This is a genomic window from Epilithonimonas arachidiradicis (assembly GCF_003610695.1).
GTDB lineage: Bacteria > Bacteroidota > Bacteroidia > Flavobacteriales > Weeksellaceae > Epilithonimonas > Epilithonimonas arachidiradicis.
In genome coordinates this window covers 19,483-38,716 of the sequence record NZ_RAQH01000006.1, presented here as the reverse complement: position 1 = coordinate 38,716, position 19,234 = coordinate 19,483, and the positions used below count along the sequence as shown (strand labels likewise).

The 19,234-nt window shown below is 36.7% G+C and carries 18 protein-coding genes; 7 read left to right on the top strand and 11 right to left on the bottom strand.

Annotation, left to right across the window (positions count from 1 at the left end; translation table 11 throughout):
• The first annotated feature begins 352 nt into the window (after positions 1-352).
• The 4 genes from BXY58_RS10620 to BXY58_RS10605 all read left to right on the top strand — a co-directional run bounded on the left by BXY58_RS10620 (position 353) and on the right by BXY58_RS10605 (position 5,070).
• Entirely contained in the window at positions 353-1,588 is a 1,236-nt protein-coding gene (locus BXY58_RS10620; protein WP_120213843.1) for a dicarboxylate/amino acid:cation symporter, read from the top strand.
• A 146-nt stretch (positions 1,589-1,734) separates the two neighbouring features.
• On the top strand, positions 1,735-3,183 hold the full coding sequence (locus tag BXY58_RS10615; protein ID WP_120213842.1) for a serine hydrolase: 1,449 nt from the start codon (positions 1,735-1,737) through the stop codon (positions 3,181-3,183).
• A gap of 524 nt (positions 3,184-3,707) precedes the next feature.
• Complete coding sequence (locus BXY58_RS10610; RefSeq protein ID WP_120213841.1) at positions 3,708-4,817, top strand: Mrp/NBP35 family ATP-binding protein; 1,110 nt, start codon at positions 3,708-3,710, stop codon at positions 4,815-4,817.
• Positions 4,818-4,821: 4 nt separating this feature from the next.
• Positions 4,822-5,070 carry a NifU family protein gene (locus BXY58_RS10605; protein ID WP_120213840.1) on the top strand — a complete coding sequence of 83 codons (249 nt, stop codon included), beginning with the start codon at positions 4,822-4,824 and terminating at the stop codon, positions 5,068-5,070.
• Between the two features lie 49 nt (positions 5,071-5,119).
• On the opposite strand, the gene BXY58_RS10600 is transcribed toward BXY58_RS10605, so the two are convergent.
• The 3 genes from BXY58_RS10600 to BXY58_RS10590 form a co-directional block, all read right to left on the bottom strand.
• Positions 5,120-5,659: a TlpA family protein disulfide reductase gene (locus BXY58_RS10600; protein ID WP_120213839.1), complete on the bottom strand. Its 540-nt coding sequence runs from the start codon at positions 5,657-5,659 to the stop codon at positions 5,120-5,122.
• Positions 5,660-5,769: 110 nt separating this feature from the next.
• Positions 5,770-6,108 (bottom strand): YkvA family protein, encoded by a 339-nt coding sequence (locus BXY58_RS10595; RefSeq protein ID WP_120213838.1) that lies wholly within the window; start codon positions 6,106-6,108, stop codon positions 5,770-5,772.
• 97 nt (positions 6,109-6,205) lie between these two features.
• Positions 6,206-7,222 carry an NAD(P)H-dependent glycerol-3-phosphate dehydrogenase gene (locus tag BXY58_RS10590; RefSeq protein ID WP_120213837.1) on the bottom strand — a complete coding sequence of 339 codons (1,017 nt, stop codon included), beginning with the start codon at positions 7,220-7,222 and terminating at the stop codon, positions 6,206-6,208.
• A gap of 185 nt (positions 7,223-7,407) precedes the next feature.
• Between BXY58_RS10590 and BXY58_RS10585 the strand changes: the two genes are divergently transcribed.
• Both BXY58_RS10585 and BXY58_RS10580 read left to right on the top strand, forming a co-directional pair.
• On the top strand, positions 7,408-8,289 hold the full coding sequence (locus BXY58_RS10585; RefSeq protein WP_120213836.1) for a M23 family metallopeptidase: 882 nt from the start codon (positions 7,408-7,410) through the stop codon (positions 8,287-8,289).
• A 49-nt stretch (positions 8,290-8,338) separates the two neighbouring features.
• Positions 8,339-8,860 (top strand): DUF4269 domain-containing protein, encoded by a 522-nt coding sequence (locus BXY58_RS10580; RefSeq protein WP_120213835.1) that lies wholly within the window; start codon positions 8,339-8,341, stop codon positions 8,858-8,860.
• Between the two features lie 46 nt (positions 8,861-8,906).
• Here BXY58_RS10580 and BXY58_RS10575 read toward each other — a convergent pair whose 3' ends face one another.
• From BXY58_RS10575 to BXY58_RS10555, 5 genes are all read right to left on the bottom strand, one after another.
• Positions 8,907-10,241 (bottom strand): trigger factor, encoded by a 1,335-nt coding sequence (locus BXY58_RS10575; RefSeq protein ID WP_120213834.1) that lies wholly within the window; start codon positions 10,239-10,241, stop codon positions 8,907-8,909.
• 158 nt (positions 10,242-10,399) lie between these two features.
• The gene (locus BXY58_RS10570; RefSeq protein ID WP_120213833.1) at positions 10,400-10,960 is read right to left on the bottom strand and encodes a hypothetical protein; all 561 of its coding nucleotides are present in this window, start codon (positions 10,958-10,960) and stop codon (positions 10,400-10,402) included.
• 28 nt (positions 10,961-10,988) lie between these two features.
• Complete coding sequence (locus BXY58_RS10565) at positions 10,989-13,370, bottom strand: TonB-dependent receptor (protein WP_120213832.1); 2,382 nt, start codon at positions 13,368-13,370, stop codon at positions 10,989-10,991.
• A gap of 301 nt (positions 13,371-13,671) precedes the next feature.
• On the bottom strand, positions 13,672-14,031 hold the full coding sequence (locus BXY58_RS10560; protein ID WP_229728440.1) for a hypothetical protein: 360 nt from the start codon (positions 14,029-14,031) through the stop codon (positions 13,672-13,674).
• A 96-nt stretch (positions 14,032-14,127) separates the two neighbouring features.
• A complete protein-coding gene (locus tag BXY58_RS10555) occupies positions 14,128-15,156 on the bottom strand; it encodes a nucleoid-associated protein (RefSeq protein ID WP_120213831.1) in 1,029 nt (342 codons plus the stop codon).
• 125 nt (positions 15,157-15,281) lie between these two features.
• Here BXY58_RS10555 and BXY58_RS10550 point away from each other — a divergent pair, with 125 nt between their 5' ends.
• Positions 15,282-15,551, top strand: coding sequence for a hypothetical protein (locus BXY58_RS10550; RefSeq protein WP_147366836.1), 270 nt, complete (start codon positions 15,282-15,284; stop codon positions 15,549-15,551).
• A gap of 37 nt (positions 15,552-15,588) precedes the next feature.
• Here the strand turns inward: BXY58_RS10550 and BXY58_RS10545 are convergent, their stop codons facing one another.
• The 3 genes from BXY58_RS10545 to dnaK form a co-directional block, all read right to left on the bottom strand.
• Positions 15,589-16,230 carry a hypothetical protein gene (locus BXY58_RS10545; RefSeq protein ID WP_120213829.1) on the bottom strand — a complete coding sequence of 214 codons (642 nt, stop codon included), beginning with the start codon at positions 16,228-16,230 and terminating at the stop codon, positions 15,589-15,591.
• Between the two features lie 104 nt (positions 16,231-16,334).
• Positions 16,335-16,850, bottom strand: coding sequence for a thioredoxin family protein (locus tag BXY58_RS10540; RefSeq protein ID WP_120213828.1), 516 nt, complete (start codon positions 16,848-16,850; stop codon positions 16,335-16,337).
• Between the two features lie 312 nt (positions 16,851-17,162).
• A complete protein-coding gene (gene dnaK / locus BXY58_RS10535) occupies positions 17,163-19,055 on the bottom strand; it encodes a molecular chaperone DnaK (protein WP_120213827.1) in 1,893 nt (630 codons plus the stop codon).
• Positions 19,056-19,234: the final 179 nt, after the last annotated feature.

Here is a 19,234-nt window from a genome sequence, read left to right as displayed (position 1 = left end):
ATTCACAATCAGATTTATACAAAGAACGAATTCTAATCTTAACTGTGCGTGAATGCTATTTTATTTTTATTGATGAGAATCGTGTGTTTTTGATTGATTGTCTTAATATTAATTTAAAATATTAGTGGTTATTCTCTCAAAAATATTAGTTTTGTTCAGTTTCAATTTATATTGAAAAAATTGTTTAATGTAATTGGAACACAAGACCACAAAGAATTTTACAGAATAATGCTAAAGAGTTCACGAAGGCACTTCGCTTAGATAAGAATTAAGTTTACGCCTTTGTGAGCCTTAAAAACATTGTGATAGAAGTAAATCTCCGTGGACTTTGTGTTCAAAATATTTAAAAGTTATGAAAGGTCAGAATAAACTGTTTTTTGCGATTATTTTCGCATTGATTTTGGGGGTTGTTTTAGGAGGAATTGTCCACACAACTTATCCGGATTCTAAGGAAGAATTCGCGCAAAACATCAAATTGCTGGGAACAGTTTTTATCCGATTGATTCAGATGATTATTGCGCCTTTGGTTTTCTCGACTTTGGTGGTTGGGATTGCAAAAATGGGCGACATCAAAATGGTTGGTCGTGTGGGAACAAAAGCAATGCTTTGGTTCATATCTGCTTCTTTGGTTTCTTTGTTAATTGGTTTGGTTTTAGTGAATTGGCTGGAACCAGGTCACGTGACCAAATTACCAATCCAGGACGCTTCTTCCGCTTCCGAAATCGTAAATAACAGTAAAGGTTTTACAATGGAAGATTTCGTAAAACACATCATTCCAAAAAGCTTATTCGAAGCATTTGCTACCAATGAAGTATTGCAAATTGTGATATTCTCCGTAATGTTTGGGATTGCTTTATCCGCAATGGGCGAAGAATACACAAAACCAGTTATCAAAGGATTGGATATTATCGCTCACGCTATTTTAAAAATGGTAGGCTACATAATGTGGGTGGCACCTTTGGGCGTTTTCGGAGCGATATCTGCGGTGGTTGCAACCAATGGATTTACAATTTTCAAAGTTTATGCAATTTATCTTCGCGATTTCTTTTTTGCGCTTGGTATTCTGTGGGTTGTACTTTTGTTAGTTGGATATATGATTCTTGGCAACCGTCTTTTCGATTTGTTGAGAAGAATAAAAGAACCTTTGTTGATTGCATTTTCCACAACCAGTTCTGAAGCGGTTTTCCCTAAGTTGGTAGAAGAATTGGAGAGATTCGGATGCAACAACAGGATTGTTTCTTTTATTTTGCCATTAGGATATTCTTTCAATCTGGACGGGAGTATGATGTATATGACGTTTGCCTCGATTTTCATTGCTCAGATTTACGGTATTGATATGCCTCTCGGGCAACAAATCATAATGCTTTTGGTCTTGATGTTAACGAGTAAAGGTATTGCCGGCGTTCCAAGAGCGAGTCTTGTCATCATTGTTGCAGCTTGCGGAATGTTTGATATTCCAGTTGAAGGTATTGCTTTGATTTTACCAATCGACCATTTCTGCGATATGGGAAGAAGTATGACGAATGTTCTTGGGAATGCTTTGGCTACTTCTGCTGTGAGTAAATGGGAAGGACAGTTGGAGAGTTAGATATTTATTTTACATTATATATAATACAATTTTGTCATTCCGGAGGAATCTAAACTGCTGAGATTCTTTCAGAATGACAAAATTTCTTTTTAATGATGTAATAAATCAAAGCTCATAGTTGTCCTTATGTCGTAAACCTATAACTAATGAAACAAGCCTTCTTAATCTTATTCTTTTTAAATTTTTCATTTTTAGGATTTTGTCAAAAAACACAACAGACAAAAGCCATCGACAATTACCTAACCGAAGTGATGAAAACTTTTGAAATTCCTGGTATGGCGGTTGGTGTTGTCAAAAATGATAAAATTATTTTTCAAAAATATTACGGCAGAGAAAACTTAGAATCTGATAAAAAAGTGAATTCTAATTCTCTTTTCAGAGTTTATTCTACGACGAAACTAATTACCAATGTTGCCGTTTTCCAATTGATTGAGAAAGGTCAATTGTCTTTGGAGGATAACATTTCAAAATATCTTGATAATCTTCCAAAAGAGTGGCAAGGTGTGAAAATAAAAAACCTATTGTCGCATTCATCTGGCATTCCGGATTTTGAGCGTCATAATTTGCCTACAAACATTTCCAACTCTGAAGTTTTTGAACGACTTTCCAAAGAAAAAATGGAGTTTGAGACGGGAAATCAGTATAGTTATAATCAGACTAATTATATGATGTTAGCAATGATTATTGAAAGGATAAGTGGACAAAAATTTGAAGATTTTGTTCTGAAAAATCAGTTTTCTGATGCAAAGAACAAAATCATAATCAATTCCAATTCTCTTGAAGAAATCCCTAATCGAATCCAACTTTACAGATATAATGATTCTCTGAAACAGTTTAAAAAATCTACACACGTTGGTGGTTTGAGGGCGCATCCAGCCAATGGACTAGCAATTTCGCTTCCAGATTTTTTGCAATGGAGCATTAATCTTGACACCAACAAATTCCTCACAGACCAAACAAAAAAGTTGATGTGGAAACCTTTTGATTATACCAATAAACAAGATATTTTTGCGCACGGTTGGGAAATTACCAAAACTGGAAATGTAACGTCTTATGGTTTTTCCGGCGGAAACATCAATGCTTACAGTATTTTTCCTGAGAATGATTTGTCTATCATTTTTATGTCGAACGGCTACAAATACAATTCTTTTCCCCCACTTTATTTTATAGTCAATCATATTGCAGGATTGATTGATAAACAATTAGCAAATCCGTATTGGTCAAGGGAAGAATCAGTTGCTTCTGAAATTATTAATAAACCTAATATTAAAAAGGAAATTTATGGTTATAGAATTGAAAATGATAAAGTAATTTTCAATTACAATGTTCCTAAAAATTTAAATGCTGAAGCGATAACGAAAATGGCTGTTGCTGGTTCATTCAACGATTGGAATCCTGCTAATACAATGTATCAAATGATTGCCATAGACAAGAATACTTTTGAATTGGTTTTGCCTAAATCTCAATTCGAGAAAGGAAAGACTTATGAATTCAGATTTGTAATGAACAAAAATGGTTGGTTTACGACGCCTTACAGCGCACTCAACACGAATGGGAATCCGAATGATAATAATCTGACCTTGAGAGTTGATTAATAATTATTTTTTGAAAACAATTCGACTCCGCTCAGTTTGACATTTTGATATTAATAGTTCTTCTTTCACGAATGTCAGTCTGAGGCTCTCGAAGACTTTATAAATTCAAACTCCATAATAGGCTGAGATTGACTTCGTCGAACCACTTCGTTGGGTTTCTTTCAGAATGACAAAATTGTGTTTTGTAGACGAAGTTAAAATCGGTGGACTAAATCCATAGCCCTGATGGGAACGGCATCCTTTTTTGTCATTGCGGAGAAAGTTTCTAAATATTGCTTCACTTCGTTCGCAATGACAAAAAAGATATAGTGGACAGCAGGTTCCCGGCTTCAAAATGAGTTGTAATGTTTGAGAGTATGGGAGTTTTTACCTTATCATTAATTTTTTGAACACTAAAATGCTCAAACCCTACTACTCAAAAACCCTGTTAAAAATCATTCAGATAGACAAAATCATAAATTCAATTAATTCTAAATTAATTTTAAAATCCGTAAATTTGTTGATTCAAAGAATAATAAAATTTTATGCTGACGAAATCAAAAGTTCAGGATTTTCTGAAAGAGATAGAAGTGGATGACCTAGTAAGTAATTTCCAGGTGATGGGCGATGATGTGTATATTGATATGACTGCGCATTCACCGGCAATGCACGAGAAAAAGAAGCTGGAAGTCGCTATGAAACAAGCTTTTGCGTCGGAATTTGGGGAACATATCAACTTGAAATTGAAAATCACTTCTCCTGAATTGCCTGCAGCGCCTGCAACCAACGAAATCAAAGGAAAACAAATTCCTGGGATTCAGAATATCATTGCAATTGCTTCCGGAAAAGGTGGTGTTGGAAAATCTACTGTCTCGGCAAATCTTGCGGTAACGTTGGCTAAAATGGGTTTCAAAGTTGGATTATTGGATGCGGATATCTATGGACCATCTGTTCCTACAATGCTTGATACAGAAGGCCAAAAACCAATTTCTGTAGAAGTGAATGGTAGAAACCTGATGAAACCAATCGAGAATTATGGCGTAAAAATGTTGTCGATCGGATATTTTTCAGGCGCTAACCAAGCTGTAGTTTGGAGAGGACCAATGGCTTCCAAAGCATTGAACCAGATGATTCGTGATGCAGATTGGGGCGAATTAGATTTCCTTTTGATTGACCTTCCCCCAGGAACTGGCGATATTCACCTTTCTATTATTCAGGAAGTTCCGGTAACAGGCGCTGTGATTGTGAGTACGCCTCAGCACGTTGCATTAGCCGATGTAAGAAAAGGAATTGCAATGTTCAATATGGAAAGCATCAACATTCCGGTTTTGGGATTGATAGAGAATATGGCTTATTTCACACCGGAAGAGCTACCTGAAAATAAATATTATATCTTTGGAAAACAAGGTGCTCAATTTATGGCAGAGGATTTGGGAATTCCGGTTTTGGGAGAAATTCCTTTGATTCAAAGTATCAGAGAAGCGGGTGATGTTGGAAGACCTGCTGCTTTGCAGGAAAATTCTAAAATCTCTGACATCTACACCAAAACTGCTCAGAATATGGTTGAGAGTCTTGTTGAAAGAAACACCAATTTGCCACCAACCGAAGCTGTGAAAATCACAACAATGGCTGGTTGCTCGCCTAAGAAAAAATAATAAAATGAATAATATTAATCAAATTCAAGAAGAACTGGTAACCAAAGTGATGGACGCTTTGGACAGCATCCGTCCGTTTTTGCAAAAAGATGGCGGCGATATTGAGCTAGTAGATGTGCAGGAAGACAAAGTTTATGTGAAATTACTAGGAAACTGTTCTAGCTGCGGCATTAGCAGTTCTACGATGAAACTGGGTGTGGAAAACACCATCAAGCAATTTGCGCCGGAGATACAGGAAGTTATCAGCGTTTAAAAAATAAAAAAAACCGACTCAGTTTTGATTCGGTTTTTTATTTCTTTGTTTACTTAAGAGTATTTATATTTGTAATTAATTCTTCTCGTTCGGATGAGCCTTCAATTTTCTTTAGAACTTTTCCGTTTTTAATAAAATAAGTAACTGGAACAATATCAATATAATACAAACTTTTCAAATCCCTTTTTTCCAAAAAATTCCTAATTGCCTTTCTGTAGTCAGAGTTTTCGAATGTAATATCTGGCATCTCTTTGTTTTTTTCAAGATAATTTTTCAGCTTATCGCTATCTTTATCTATAGACAGTGTCACAAATGCTACATCCGGATATTCTTTGCGAAGTTTTAAAAACATTGGCATTTCTTGGATACAAGGCTGGCACCAGGTCGCCCAAAGATTAACAACAACGAGCTTATCTGATTTTAAATAGTCCTTATAAAATAGACTGGATTGAATATCGTATTTATTATTTTTCTCAATATTATCGGCTTGCTTTCCCAAATGAACACTTCCAATATCTACTCCAACATTGTAAATAACAAACAGGACAATAAAAATAATTCCGAAAATAATTAAAAGTTTTCTTCTCATAATGGTTTAAGTTTTTGATTTGAAACGAATTTAAGAAAATTATAGGAATGTCTAAAAAATAAAATCCCGACTCACAATGAATCGGGATTTTTTATTTCTAATTTGATTTATTACTCTACAATTTCTGCGTCAATGATTTTTGTATTAGGATTATTCTTCTGACTTTCCCAAAGTAAAAATTTATCCACTTCTTTCATCAATAACGGAATTGCTAAAGCTAAGATGGCCAAATCGTCCAAAGCTCCTATTACAGGAACAAAATCCGGAATAATATCTATTGGAGAGATGACATAGATTAAAGCCAAAGCCGGCAAAAGGATATCTGTAAACTTCATTTTGTATTCGCCTTTGTAATACATTTTTATCATCCTGAAAACCGAAGGAATCTTTTGTAGAAATCCTTTGTGTTTAATCGCTTCCTGAGCCAATTTAAATTTTGAATATTTCATTTTTGTTTTTGTGTTTATTTTTCAACGAATCTAATTTCGCAAATTCTATTCCAATCAAATCATAGAAAATTGTAATGTTTTGTTAATTAACAATCGGTTACGTTAATTTATCTGTCAGTTTTGCAAATTGTTTCTCAGCATTTTTACCTTCATAAAGAATATCGTAAACTGCATTGATAATCGGCAATTTCAGTTTCTTTTCCTGACAAATAGCGTAAATTCCTTTTGTAGCATAATAACCTTCCGCCACCATACTCATCGACTGAATCGCAGATTTTACCGTATAACCTTTTCCAATGAGATTTCCTAAGTTTCTGTTTCTAGAAAATAATGAATAAGCCGTCACAATCAAATCTCCAAGATAAGCACTATCATTCACATCTCTTGGTTCAGGATAAATCGCTTCCAGGAAGGTTTCCATCTCACGAATTGCATTGGAAACATATACCGCAATGAAGTTATCTCCATAACCTAATCCGCTTGCAATCCCAGCACCAATTGCATAGATATTTTTTAGAATTGCAGAATACTCGTTTCCGAGAATATCACAACTTGTATTAACTTTGATATAACAGGAAGACAAAATCTCCTGCAAAACTTCAGAATCTTCTTTCTGCGCCACAGCAACCGTCAAATAAGACAAACGCTCCATTGCTACCTCTTCTGCGTGACACGGACCAGCAATAACAGCCTGATTTTTGAACCCGATTTTGAATTCATCTTTCAAATAATGCGCAACGATGTCATTATGTTTTGGAACAATTCCTTTGATGGCCGAACAGAATAATTTGTCCTGATACTCGCAAGTCAGTTTTTCCATAGCTTCTGCTAGATAAATGGATGGAACTGCCAAAATAATCACATCAGAATTAGAAACCAACTCATTAATATCTGTTGTAATTTGAAGTTTTTTCAGGTTGAAAGAAACCGTCGTCAAATAAGTCGGATTGTGTCCACGCTGTTCTATTGCGCCTTTAACAAACTCATTGCGAACGCACCAATTAACAGTTTTACAATTCTCAAGAAGCATTTTCACAATTGCTGTTGCAAAACTCCCGCTTCCCAAAACGCCAACTCGTACATTTTTAGATGATTTAGTCAATTTCTTAGCCATTCTTTATCGTCTTTTTCATTGCTACAAATCTAAGCTTATTTATGAATTTACATCAATCCATTTTCTCTTTAACAATTATTTAAGAGTTATTAACTTTTATTAATGATAAATCTAGCGTCAACGTTGATTAACATTAGAAAAAATAAAATTTTCTTACTTTTGCAGTCCATTTTAAAAATCAATTAATGGTCCAATTTCTAAAATCGAAAAAGAAAAAAAATATTGTTCTTATAATGTTGCTGATGATTTGTTTTATAGAAGGCTTAGTCATCGGGAAATTTTACAATGACAAAGATGATAAAGTCTATCAGGTAAACATCGTCAAAATTAATAACGAGAAAGACAGCATTGACCATCTTCAGCTGAAAACCGACTTAGCTCTCGTTGACCAAAGCATCCGAAGTATCGACGGATTCCTGAAATCTAAAAATGTTTCTGACCTTAGAATAGAAAAACTGGCAAAAGACAGTCTGCAGAATGAAGTTTATCTGGCTAAAGTCAGTAACCGATATAGCCAATATTTGGTAGATCTTGAACAGAGGTTACAACAAGTTCCGTTAGGAGTTCCTGCAGATGGTTACATCTCTTCTAACTTTGGAATCAGAAAAAATCCAATTCCTCCAAAATCTACCGAAGTTGCCAATAATTCTAATGTTGCCGAAGAAAAAGACAGTCTTGGCAATGTTATAAAAAGACAAGCCCTTGTAAAAGAAGACAAAAATGCATCCAGCAATGCGCCAGCAGAAAAAGACCAAATGCAGTTTCACAAAGGATTGGATGTTGCGGTTGCTTACGGAAGTCCTGTAAAAGCTGCAGCGGCAGGAAAAGTGATCTTTTCTGGCGTAAGAGGTGGTTACGGAAATTGTGTAATGATAGAACACGGCAACGGTCTTGTTACTTTATACGGTCATCTTTCCGAACTTTTGGTTGAAACCAATGACAGAGTGAAAGTCAATCAAATCATTGCAAAATCTGGAAACACGGGACGTTCGACCGGCCCGCATCTTCATTATGAAGTTCATAAAAACAATCAGCCTATCAATCCAAGGTTGTTTTTGAATTTCTAATTTACAAGGTTTTCGAGAGCTTCAGACTGACAAATAAAAATTTGTAATAATGAATTTTCTGACTTTAGATTATCTTAAAAACGGTTCTGAAATCCAGAAAAGAATTCATTTTGTCTTAGAAAAACATCATATTTTTGATAAACTAAAGGAATACAATCCTATTCTCACAGGCACTTTTCCCATTAATATCAATATCGAAAAAAGCGATTTGGATATTATTTTGGAGAGTGATGATTTGATTAAAGCTCAAGATTTTATCATTAATGAATTTCAGAATGAAAAGGACTTTGAAACTCATTTTTGCAAAATAAATGGCGTTGATTCTCTGGTTTGCAATTTCACTATAGAAGAATTTCCGGTAGAGTTATTTGCTCAGAACATTCCGACGAAACTTCAAAATGCTTATCGTCATATGATAATAGAATATGAAATTCTGGAACAGGAAGGCGAAGAATTCCGAAAGCAAATCATTAATCTAAAAGAAAAAGGCTGGAAAACTGAACCTGCTTTTACGGAATTACTCGGCTTAAAAGGAAATCCTTACCTCGAACTTCTGAATTATACCAAATAAAAAACGCTCCAGAAATCTGGAGCGTTTTCAATATATTTTGAGGAAATTATTTCTTCAATACTTCAAGAAACTCATCGTGAGAGATTTTAGTTTCTTTCTTTTTAGATTTCTCAAGGATAACGTCTTTCAGCTTCGCCATAGCCACTTCAGAAGAGATTTGTCTCACTTGGTTCTCATCTTTCAACATTTCTGCTGCATATTTTTGAACCTCATCATCACCTAAGTGATGGATTCCGTAGATTGCCAGCTGATTTCTTACCAATTGCTCAGCTTGTCCAAGAACTTCTGCATAATCCAAATTGATTTCGTTATCATTCATCAATTTTCCTTCTAGGATTTGACCTTTGATAATATTTTTCTCGTTTTCAAGGATTTCTTTTGCTTGCTCCTCAGAAGTGATGTTCTGGTTAGAGAACAATAACCATTTGATTAAGAATGCCTCAGGTAATTTGATTTCTTCCTTCTCGTTAATTTGCTCCAAAATTTTGTTTACGAAATGAACATCAGCATTTTGTTGAAAATACTCGTCCAACTCAGTTTTCACTCTTGCTTTCAATTCTTCTTCAGTCGTGATAACATCTTTACCGTAAACTTTGTCAAACAATTCCTGGTTAAGTTCTGCCAGGTTCAATCCGTAGATGTCTTTTACAGTTACTTCAACTTCATTATGGTGAAGGTGTTCTGCTTCTTCTTTAGAGAAACCTAATTGTTTTGCCAATTCTTCTTTAGCTGCTAAATCTTCTTTAGAAACTTTTACAGAATCGTCTTTTTTCAATTTCTTAACCAAATCGTAAGCTTCTTTTTGCTCTTTAGAAATAGTTACATTTTTCGGAGCGTGGTGGTGCTCACCTTCTGCGTCAGCTTCTACAACCTGAGAAACTTCTAAAGCTACATAAGAATCCTTACCGATTTTTTCTTCAGGAACTCTTTCTGCAAAACGCTTTTGCATATTTTCTACACTTGTAGAGATTTCTTTGTCAGAAGCTTCTACTTTGTAATGAGGTGCTTCATATTTGGTCAAATCTACAGTGAACTCTGGCTCATATCCAATTTCAAAAGCTACAGACAAAGACTCTGCATTATGATTGAAATCATTTACCGGCTGCGGAACCGGCTGACCAACTAATCTCAGCTTGTTTTCGTTTACATAACCGTTTAGAGCCTCAGAAACCTGCTTGTTGATTTCTTCGAAAGCGATACCAGCTTCATATTGTTTTCTTACCATACTCAATGGCACTTTCCCTTTTCTGAATCCAGGAACCTGTGCATTTTTTGCATAGTTGATTAATTGCTTTTCTACTTTTTCCTTATAATCTGCTTTCTCCAATGTCACTGTAAGTAATGCACTTACCTCATCGTGGTTTTTAGCTGTAACGTTCATTAATTGAAATTTTTAGGTTGCAAAAGTAGGTAAATTCTGAGGAAATTCAAAATTATTTACTTCGTTGATATTTATAAAAAAATCATAAAGTTTCCGCAAAAAATAAAGATGCCTTTTGGAAAGACATCTTTATTTCAACATATTAAATAAATATTGGATTAATGAGCATCCACAGTAATGTCAACATCTGTTTCACCTCCGGTAGTCTGACCTAATTGATTAGAGGCAGAAGGATAATTTTGATTAACTGTAGCTGGCCCGTGAACCAACTTGATATTCATTTTTCCGGTTTCCTGTGTAGAATTAATGGTCCATTCTGTTCTAAGACCTAATCTTTGTCCATCTGTTCTTACAATATCATTAGCAGCTCTCACTACAACAATATCCGCATTAGCCGGATTGAATGTAATAAAATGATGATCTTTCTCTTCCTCTATCTCATCCGAAGAGTGGTAATGATCATCGTGCTTGATTTGGAAATCCAAAACAGCAGAATAAGTATCACCAGCGTGCAAATGCAAATGCCCGTCTGCAACACCAGAAATTACACTAACAGTTTGAACATCACTAGCATTAGCTTTATTAGTTAATGTCAAAACTACTTTTCCAATCTCATCGTGCTCGTGTACGTCTTCTGGAACGTCGTCATCGCTGTTTCTACAAGACAAGATAAAAAAGGCTGCTAAAAGTGCTAGTGTAATATTTAATAATTTTTTCATTTCGATTTAAATTTTAAGTTTGTAATAATTAAAAATTGTATTTCAGAGTCACCACGAAGTTTCTTCCCGGCTCGTACATATAATATCTAAGCCTGTTCAGATATTCTCGATACTCTGTGTTAAATAAGTTGTTGATTCTGAAATTAACATTCAGATGTTTGAATAAGTTGGCGCCCAATGTCGCATTGAAACTTGTGTATGCTGCAGGCGGCGTACTGAAATCGACAATCTCACTTCTCTCCACACCATCTTTTATAAAAGTAACAGGAAGATTGGCAATCGGGTAACGTTTCTGCCTGAACACATTGTCATTTTCTAATGTTACATAGAATTGAGAAGGCTTGTGAAGCATAATTTCAATTGAGTTTCTGTTTCTCGCCGGCATCATCAGAATCAATGGCTGATCGTTCGTGAGGTCATCGCCTCTCAAAACGCTGTACCCTGATTTCCATTTCAGATTATCTAAAATTGACAGTTCTGCATCCACATCCACACCAAGCATTCTTGCTTTAACTTGCTGATAAGATTCCACAGGGAAAACACCTCGGTTAGTATTCATAACACCCGTGGGAATTTGATTAATAAAACTATCAGAATACATCAGATAAGGATTCGCTTCAATATGAAGACCTTTCAAGACATCAAACTGACCTGCCAAAGAAAGATTCACATTGTAAATCGTTTCTTTTTTGATACTCAGATTCCCTTCCTCCATTATGGCTGCCGAATGATGTAATCCGTCCGCAAAAAGTTCCGCAGGATTCGGTGTTCTTTCCGCTCTGGAAAGATTGAGTTTGAATTCAAAATCTTGAGATGGTTTATAATTCAGACCGACATTGGCAGAGAGATTATGATAATCCAGAATCGGTCTTGTCAAGATTCGGCTTCCGGATTCGCTTACAAAGAATTCCGAAAATTGGCTGGCATAGTTATCATTCCATTTATCAGAATCATAATATTTGTAAGCATCATATCTGCTGAAGTCATATCTAACTGCAGCTTCTGCATTCAATTTTGAACTGAATCTATATTTGAAAACTGAAAATGCGCCTGCATCATATCGGTAATAATCAGGAATCAGACGTCTTGCTTTGGTTGCCGGATCTGGAAAATTATCCTGAAAACTTCCGGAGATGCCGCTTTCCAAACTCCAATTCAGACGCTCAATCAAATGAACCAAACTGGCAGAATGCGTAATCAATCTCAAGTCCATCGATGGAACATTCAGCAATTCTCCTCTTCGGATATCAAATTCCTTTCTTCGGTTATATTGGAAGCTGTATTGAAAAGTCAGTTTCCCAAAATCGGAGAAACGTTTGTAAGCAGAAACTTTAGCAATATGATGCGCCACTTCCTGCTTAGGATTATCAATATCATAACTGAAATTATCCAAAAAATAAGGTTGCCCAAAGTTAACAGCATTGTAAAAATCCTCCGGACTCGACAAATGTGCACCTTTATAAATCCCGAATTCCTGATTGGTTCCACTGTAAGAAACATCAAATCCTTGTAGGAAACTATGTTTCCCAAAAGAGAAATTAAAAGAATTAAACTCCTGACCTGTGTTCTGCAAAGTATGATGCGGAATATATTGGTCACCCGTTTTTCTATAAGTTCCACCAGCTTTTACAAACCAATCATTTTCCCAAGATTTAATAATTGTTGCGCCTAATTCACCTCCTCTTCCATTGGAAATCCCGGAAAGTCGAACGTTACCCATTATCGTATCCTTTTTTGGTAAAATTGCCGGTTCCAAAACGACAACGCCGCCAACACCTTCATTTCCGTACTTCAAAGCGGAAGCACCTTTGATGACATCGATGTGTTCAAAATCGGTGACATCAATATTCGGAGCGTGCTCTACGCCCCATTCTTGCTCAGCCATTTTCACACCGTTGTTCAGGATAGAAATTCGGCTTCCGTACAAGCCACGAATAATCGGTTTTGTGATATTATTTCCCGTTTTCAATGCCGAAACGCCTGTAATTCTGGATAACAAATTCCCCAGATTTTCCGTGGAATTCCTCTCAATTTCTGTCTTGTCCAGCGTACTCATAATCACAGAACCTCTGGTTTTATGATTGCCATGCAGGGTGACGCCTTGGATCTCATCCGTGTGATGTTCCAATGTGATGGCCAAATGCAAGTCTCTGTCGACTTTTACATTTTCAGTATAATCGTCGCAGAGAGGATGCTTTGCGACCAGCTGATGCGACCCTGCAGAGATGTTACTGAATGAAAACCTTCCTTTTTTATCGGTTTTCGTAGTAGAATTCCCCAACGTTACAACGGCATTTTCCAGCATCGTTTTGTCGTGAAAATCCTGAACAGTCCCTTCTACAGAATAGCTCTGCGCAGTTACTAATGTAAGTCCGAAAAAGACTACCATTAGATTTATAATGTGTTTCATTTATTTAAAATGTATAATTGAAGTAGATGTTAGAATCTAGATTTGAGATATTAGAACTCAATACTAAAGTCCATCTTTTTTATTGAATTAATTCTTGACGCAATTTTGGAACGTAGAATCATACGCAGCCCGACCTGAACGGAGCTCTTTTTCTTTTTTAGCAAAAAAAGAAAAAAGCGGGAGTGGAGGGCGGATAAGCTGCCCAAATCATTCGGATAATGACAACCATTGCGTTGGAAGTCCCAAAAAAGTCTGATAAATTAATTCAAAGAGATTCTCAACAGATTGAGAAAACTGGAATTTAAGAAAGTGCGGGCGGACCGCGAAGTTGAATGGTGGATTTGGTTTGTTCCCAAATTTTTTCCTGAGCGGAGATGATCTGCTCGGTTTCTTGCGTGTGGTTCTCAAAATGAAAAGTGAACTGCTCCGGAACCAGCGAGTTGCCTGTTGCCAAAAAATGACAAGCCAGACAGTCACCCGATTGATTGCTCGAAAGCTCCTTCGTAATAGACTTTTCTGTTTTTTTGGAACCAGAATCTTTGAAAAAAGATTCGCCCTTGTGGTTATGTAATTCTGAAGAAAACAAAACCACAAAAACATACATTGCGGTGAAAAATACCGAAATGATTTTCTGAAAATTCTTGTTTTTCTTGTTCAACATAGCCACAAAGGTAAAAATTTTTTGGAATGGAATCTACTATTATGTTAAATTCTAAAATATTTAAACTTTAAAAAGAATGTAAAAATATTTCAAAGCCTACTTCTCCTGCTCAAAATAAAGCCTGTAGAATTTCCCCTTCTCATCCTGCCCCGTTTCAATCATCTGGCGGTCACCGTGGATATAGATGTGGAAATTTTTATCCAGCTTGATAATGGATTTGAAGTGGCGCTGCTGTTTCTTCACCGCCTGCGTATTAATCGGGAAATCCTCGGAGATTGAGATTTGCATATCCTGCTCGTAATCGGATTTGAAGTTGGAAAAACTCTCGATTACACTTTCGTCCTGCAGAACTTCGTTCACAAAATCGTCGTACTTGAACTCCTCTTTCTCCTTGAAAAAATTAATCGACTTGTTCAGGAAATCTGCCTGGTCTGCCTTAGACACCTCAAACTCTTCCGGCAGTTTCTGCGTGATAAAATCCTTGTAAACCGTCAGTGTCTCCTGCGTATGGAAGTATTCATCGTCACGCTGCTTCACCTTTAGGAAGTCCTCGAACCAGTAATACATATCGCCGTTCTTGTTATTATCCACCACAGACAGGATGTAGCCCGACTCTTTGTCGTTGTTATAGATCAGTGCCGCTTTATCGATTTTCGATAGGCTGATGCCCTGGTCTCTTTCAATGTCGAAGGTTTCATTTTTCGGGAATATTTTCAGGAAAGACTCTCGCTTTTCTGTTTTGAAGATCCCGATGGAATCGATCTGCTTCTGCGCACCATCCTCGGTGTTGATAGGCTCTCCCTCGAAGTAAACCACGAAGAGCTCACCCGCCTGCACCCGCGGATTCTCTGCCGCGTTGAAGAGATGCTTGGCAATATTCTCAGATTCCCACTGGAACTTGGCCTTGTCCTCAAAAATCTCCGACACAGAGCTGTACACCGGGTTATTCACCAGGTAAGAATCACTGTAAAACTGGAACTGCTCCTCCGACTTAAAGGCGCTCATAAAATAATTTCCGAGCAATTCCTTCATATCCTCTTCCAGCTGAAGCTCCTCCTGAGAAAGCGTTAGAGATTCTCCATTGATTTTATTCCCGACTCTGTGAACTGTAATTTTTGAAAACATTGTTTTTGTTTTAGGATTGCAAAGATAAGTTTTGAATGATAAAAAAAGAAAAATTATCTTCGTTAAGAAAATATCACAAAATGACCTCAGCCTCACAAAAATATAGCCTGTTCTTAGTTTTATTGATGACATTATCTTTGTCAAAAGCCCAAACCATAGAGGAGGAAGTAGCGAAAAAATCCTGCGAATGCATCCAAACCAAACTATCTCCGGAAGGAACCATCTCCCAGGCTGAAACCAAAAGATGCATTTCCAAAAGCGGCGACAAAGTCCTGAAATCCAAAGACCCGCAAGAAGTCAAAAGACTGACAAAAAATATGGAAGAAACTGTGGAAAGACTAAAAATTGTATATCAGTTGGTAGGAAAGTGTATCCCAAAAACCGATTCTCAATAAAAAATCCCTTAGCGTTTGCCAAGGGATTATTATTGATTTATTGTTCATTGCCTTTCAGGTCCGTTCTGTAGGTTTCCGTTTTCAGTTGAGAGTTAGATTTCAATTTTCCTTTCACCGAAACATCAAAACCACTTTTCTTGATGAAGACGCTGGAGATATATTGGTATTCATACTTGGCATCGTCTTTATATTTCTTTAGAGCATCTGCCATCACTTTATTGAACGTTTCCAGAGAAACCTGTCCAAAATCGTAGAGCTCATCTTCCAATTTAAAATTTTCCGCTCCAATCCCCGTAACCTGAATGTCTTTTTTCTCAGGTTGGGTCCAGCCACTGCTATTGCCATGGTATTGGATCTCTTCCACCCTTCTTTTATCAACATTGTCTTGATAAACGATACTTAGATAAAGATGGTCTTTCTCGCCTGCCCTCTGGATCATTCCTTCCAGAGAAGGTCTGTAAATGTTGAACGAGACCTCATCCATCACCTTGGCTCCTTCACCGGATCTTTTGACAATCTCATCGTACCATTTTTTAGTCTCTTCCGGCTTGGACAAAAACTGATAGTCTATTTCATCTGCACCAGCTGTTGCTTCTTTAGCAGAAGTCAATGTTTCTTTGATTTTGTCGCAAGAAGTCAATGTGGCAAAAGCCATCATACAAATAAATAATTTTTTCATAATTTTTTGGTTTAGAATTAGTTGAAAATTATAAAAAAAATCAATACCACAGACAACTTACTCCGAAAAAAATAAAATCCTCAAGTTTTGCCTGAGGATTTGTTTTAATTTTTCTTTACAAAAATCTGTTGTACAGTTTGGAGTTCTGCTTTGTTGAGATGAGATGTTTTCTCGAGTTTTGCTAAGAAAAAGGCAACTTCTTCCGCAGATGCCGGCGAACCGATATTTTCACCTTTGTCATCAAAAGAATCAGCCAAAACTTCGCCTTTAGGATTTATCATCAGCCAAAAAGGAAGTCCTGCTGTTTCTCCTTTGTATTTGTTCATTAACTCTTGCCCACCAGGATTTTCTAAACTTTTCTTCTCGCCACGTTCCTGAACATCCACATAAGCTGTCACATAATTCTTATCGAAAAGTGGTTTTGTTGATGGCAGATTCATATTCTTTTCCATCAGCTTGCACCAGCCGCACCAGGAAGCGTGGAATATCAAAAGGACATTTTTATTTTCTGCTTTGGCTTGGGTCAAAGCTTTATCGAGGACCACATCTGCTTTTTCCTGGGCAATGTTCATTTGTACCAGGAACAATGCGAAAAGTACAAGAATTTTTGAAATTTTCATTAATTAAATATTTAGTGTAAACGAATGTAAGGATTATTTTCTCTCCGAATAAAATTCATCAATTGATGACAAATGAAAAACCCAGCCGAGGCTGGGTAAAAACTAATAACCATGAAAACTCAAATTAAACATGAGAATCGCTTCAACTAGAAGCAATAAGTAAGCCATCAAATTTTAAAGAAACTATAAAAAATGTTATTTTATGTTAAAATTACAGCTTCAAAATCATTTTCATAATTGTTGATCTTGTATGACCAAAAAATCCCCTCGCTTACGCTCGGGGATTTTCTATATTGCCTGACTCGCTGAGTCTTATTTTACTTCTTCGAAGTCTGCATCCTGTACATCATCACCAGCTGCATTTCCGGCATTCTGAGCTCCTGCATCTGCACCTTGAGCACCTTGACCAGCTGCATACAATTCTTCTGAAGCTGCCATCCAAGCTGCATCTAAAGCTTCTGTTTTAGCTTTTACATCGTCAGCATTTTTAGCTTCGAAAGCTGTTTTCAATTCTCCGTGAGCTGCTTCGATTGCTGCCTTTTTATCTGCAGATAATTTCTCACCAAACTCTTTCAATTGTTTTTCAGTCTGGAAGATCAATCCGTCAGCTTTGTTGAAAATCTCAACTTCTTCTTTTCTCTTAGCATCTGCTGCAGAGTTTTCCTGAGCTTCTTTTTTCATTCTTTCGATTTCTTCTTCAGAAAGACCAGAAGAAGCCTGGATTTTGATAGACTGCTCTTTACCGGTTCCTTTATCTTTAGCAGACACACTTAGGATACCGTTAGCATCAATATCGAAAGTTACTTCGATTTGAGGAACACCTCTTGGCGCTGGCGGAATATCTGTAAGGTCAAATCTACCAATTTCCTTATTATCGTTGAACATTGGTCTTTCCCCCTGTCCTACTCTGATGCTTACAGCCGGCTGGTTGTCAGAAGCTGTAGAGAATACTTCAGATTTTTTAGTTGGGATTGTAGTGTTCGCTTCAATTAATTTAGTGAATACAGAACCCATCGTTTCGATACCTAAAGAAAGTGGAGTAACGTCAAGTAGTAATACATCTTTTACATCACCTGTCAATACACCTCCCTGAATAGCTGCACCGATGGCTACAACCTCATCCGGGTTTACTCCTTTAGATGGTTTTTTACCGAAGAATTTTTCTACTTCTTCCTGGATGATCGGGATTCTTGTAGAACCACCTACCAGGATTACTTCGTCGATATCAGAAGTTGATAAACCTGCATCTTTCAATGCTTTAGCAACCGGTTCCATAGATCTTCTTACTAGATCCGCAGATAATTGCTCAAATTTAGCTTTAGTTAAAGTCTTCACTAAGTGTTTTGGACCCGTAGCTGTAGCTGTAATATATGGAAGGTTGATTTCAGTCTGTGGAGAAGAAGATAATTCAATTTTAGCTTTTTCAGCAGCTTCTTTCAATCTTTGTAATGCAATGGCATCAGATTTTAAGTCAACACCTTCTTCAGCTTTGAATTCATCAGCCATCCAGTTGATGATCACATCATCAAAGTCATCACCTCCTAAATGCGTATCACCGTTTGTAGACAATACTTCGAATACACCGTCTCCTAAATCAAGGATAGAGATATCGAAAGTACCACCACCAAGGTCATATACAGCGATTTTTTGATCTTTATGGTTTTTATCTAGACCATAAGCTAACGCAGCAGCTGTAGGTTCGTTGATAATTCTTTCTACTTTAAGACCAGCGATTTCACCCGCCTCTTTAGTAGCCTGTCTTTGCGCATCGTTAAAGTATGCAGGAACAGTGATTACCGCTCTTGTTACTTCCTGACCTAGATAATCTTCAGCAGTTTTCTTCATTTTCTGAAGGATCATTGCAGAAATTTCCTGTGGAGTGTATTCTCTATCGTCGATTTTTACTTTTACCGTATCGTTTGGTCCTGATACTACTTTATAAGGTACTCTTGAGATTTCAGAAGCATCATCTTTAAAGTGAGTTCCGATAAATCTTTTGATAGAATAAACCGTTTTTGTAGGGTTTGTTACCGCCTGTCTTTTTGCAGGATCACCCACCTTTCTCTCACCATCTTCTGTAAATGCTACGATAGACGGAGTCGTTCTTTTACCTTCTGCGTTAGGAATTACAACAGGGTCTTTACCCTCCATTACAGCAACGCAAGAGTTGGTTGTTCCTAAATCGATTCCAATTATTTTACTCATTTTTATATGTTATTTTTTCGTTATACAATTGTTGATAGTCTGCATTTCTCAACATCTGTACCACGTCAGGAATTGTGACAAATTGTCATTGATGAGATTTAAAGTTTAATTGACATTTCGGAAACATAGGCCAAAAGGAGAAGTTTGTAGTTTGCGTCCCACAAATTATTCCAATGGAT

Coding starts and splice junctions, on each gene's coding strand:
- BXY58_RS10620 (WP_120213843.1), top strand. CDS start 353: ATGAAAGGTCAGAATAAACTGTTTTTTGCGATTATTTTCGCATTGATT.
- BXY58_RS10615 (WP_120213842.1), top strand. CDS start 1,735: ATGAAACAAGCCTTCTTAATCTTATTCTTTTTAAATTTTTCATTTTTA.
- BXY58_RS10610 (WP_120213841.1), top strand. CDS start 3,708: ATGCTGACGAAATCAAAAGTTCAGGATTTTCTGAAAGAGATAGAAGTG.
- BXY58_RS10605 (WP_120213840.1), top strand. CDS start 4,822: ATGAATAATATTAATCAAATTCAAGAAGAACTGGTAACCAAAGTGATG.
- BXY58_RS10600 (WP_120213839.1), bottom strand. CDS start 5,659: ATGAGAAGAAAACTTTTAATTATTTTCGGAATTATTTTTATTGTCCTG.
- BXY58_RS10595 (WP_120213838.1), bottom strand. CDS start 6,108: ATGAAATATTCAAAATTTAAATTGGCTCAGGAAGCGATTAAACACAAA.
- BXY58_RS10590 (WP_120213837.1), bottom strand. CDS start 7,222: ATGGCTAAGAAATTGACTAAATCATCTAAAAATGTACGAGTTGGCGTT.
- BXY58_RS10585 (WP_120213836.1), top strand. CDS start 7,408: ATGGTCCAATTTCTAAAATCGAAAAAGAAAAAAAATATTGTTCTTATA.
- BXY58_RS10580 (WP_120213835.1), top strand. CDS start 8,339: ATGAATTTTCTGACTTTAGATTATCTTAAAAACGGTTCTGAAATCCAG.
- BXY58_RS10575 (WP_120213834.1), bottom strand. CDS start 10,241: ATGAACGTTACAGCTAAAAACCACGATGAGGTAAGTGCATTACTTACA.
- BXY58_RS10570 (WP_120213833.1), bottom strand. CDS start 10,960: ATGAAAAAATTATTAAATATTACACTAGCACTTTTAGCAGCCTTTTTT.
- BXY58_RS10565 (WP_120213832.1), bottom strand. CDS start 13,370: ATGAAACACATTATAAATCTAATGGTAGTCTTTTTCGGACTTACATTA.
- BXY58_RS10560 (WP_229728440.1), bottom strand. CDS start 14,031: ATGTTGAACAAGAAAAACAAGAATTTTCAGAAAATCATTTCGGTATTT.
- BXY58_RS10555 (WP_120213831.1), bottom strand. CDS start 15,156: ATGTTTTCAAAAATTACAGTTCACAGAGTCGGGAATAAAATCAATGGA.
- BXY58_RS10550 (WP_147366836.1), top strand. CDS start 15,282: ATGACATTATCTTTGTCAAAAGCCCAAACCATAGAGGAGGAAGTAGCG.
- BXY58_RS10545 (WP_120213829.1), bottom strand. CDS start 16,230: ATGAAAAAATTATTTATTTGTATGATGGCTTTTGCCACATTGACTTCT.
- BXY58_RS10540 (WP_120213828.1), bottom strand. CDS start 16,850: ATGAAAATTTCAAAAATTCTTGTACTTTTCGCATTGTTCCTGGTACAA.
- dnaK (WP_120213827.1), bottom strand. CDS start 19,055: ATGAGTAAAATAATTGGAATCGATTTAGGAACAACCAACTCTTGCGTT.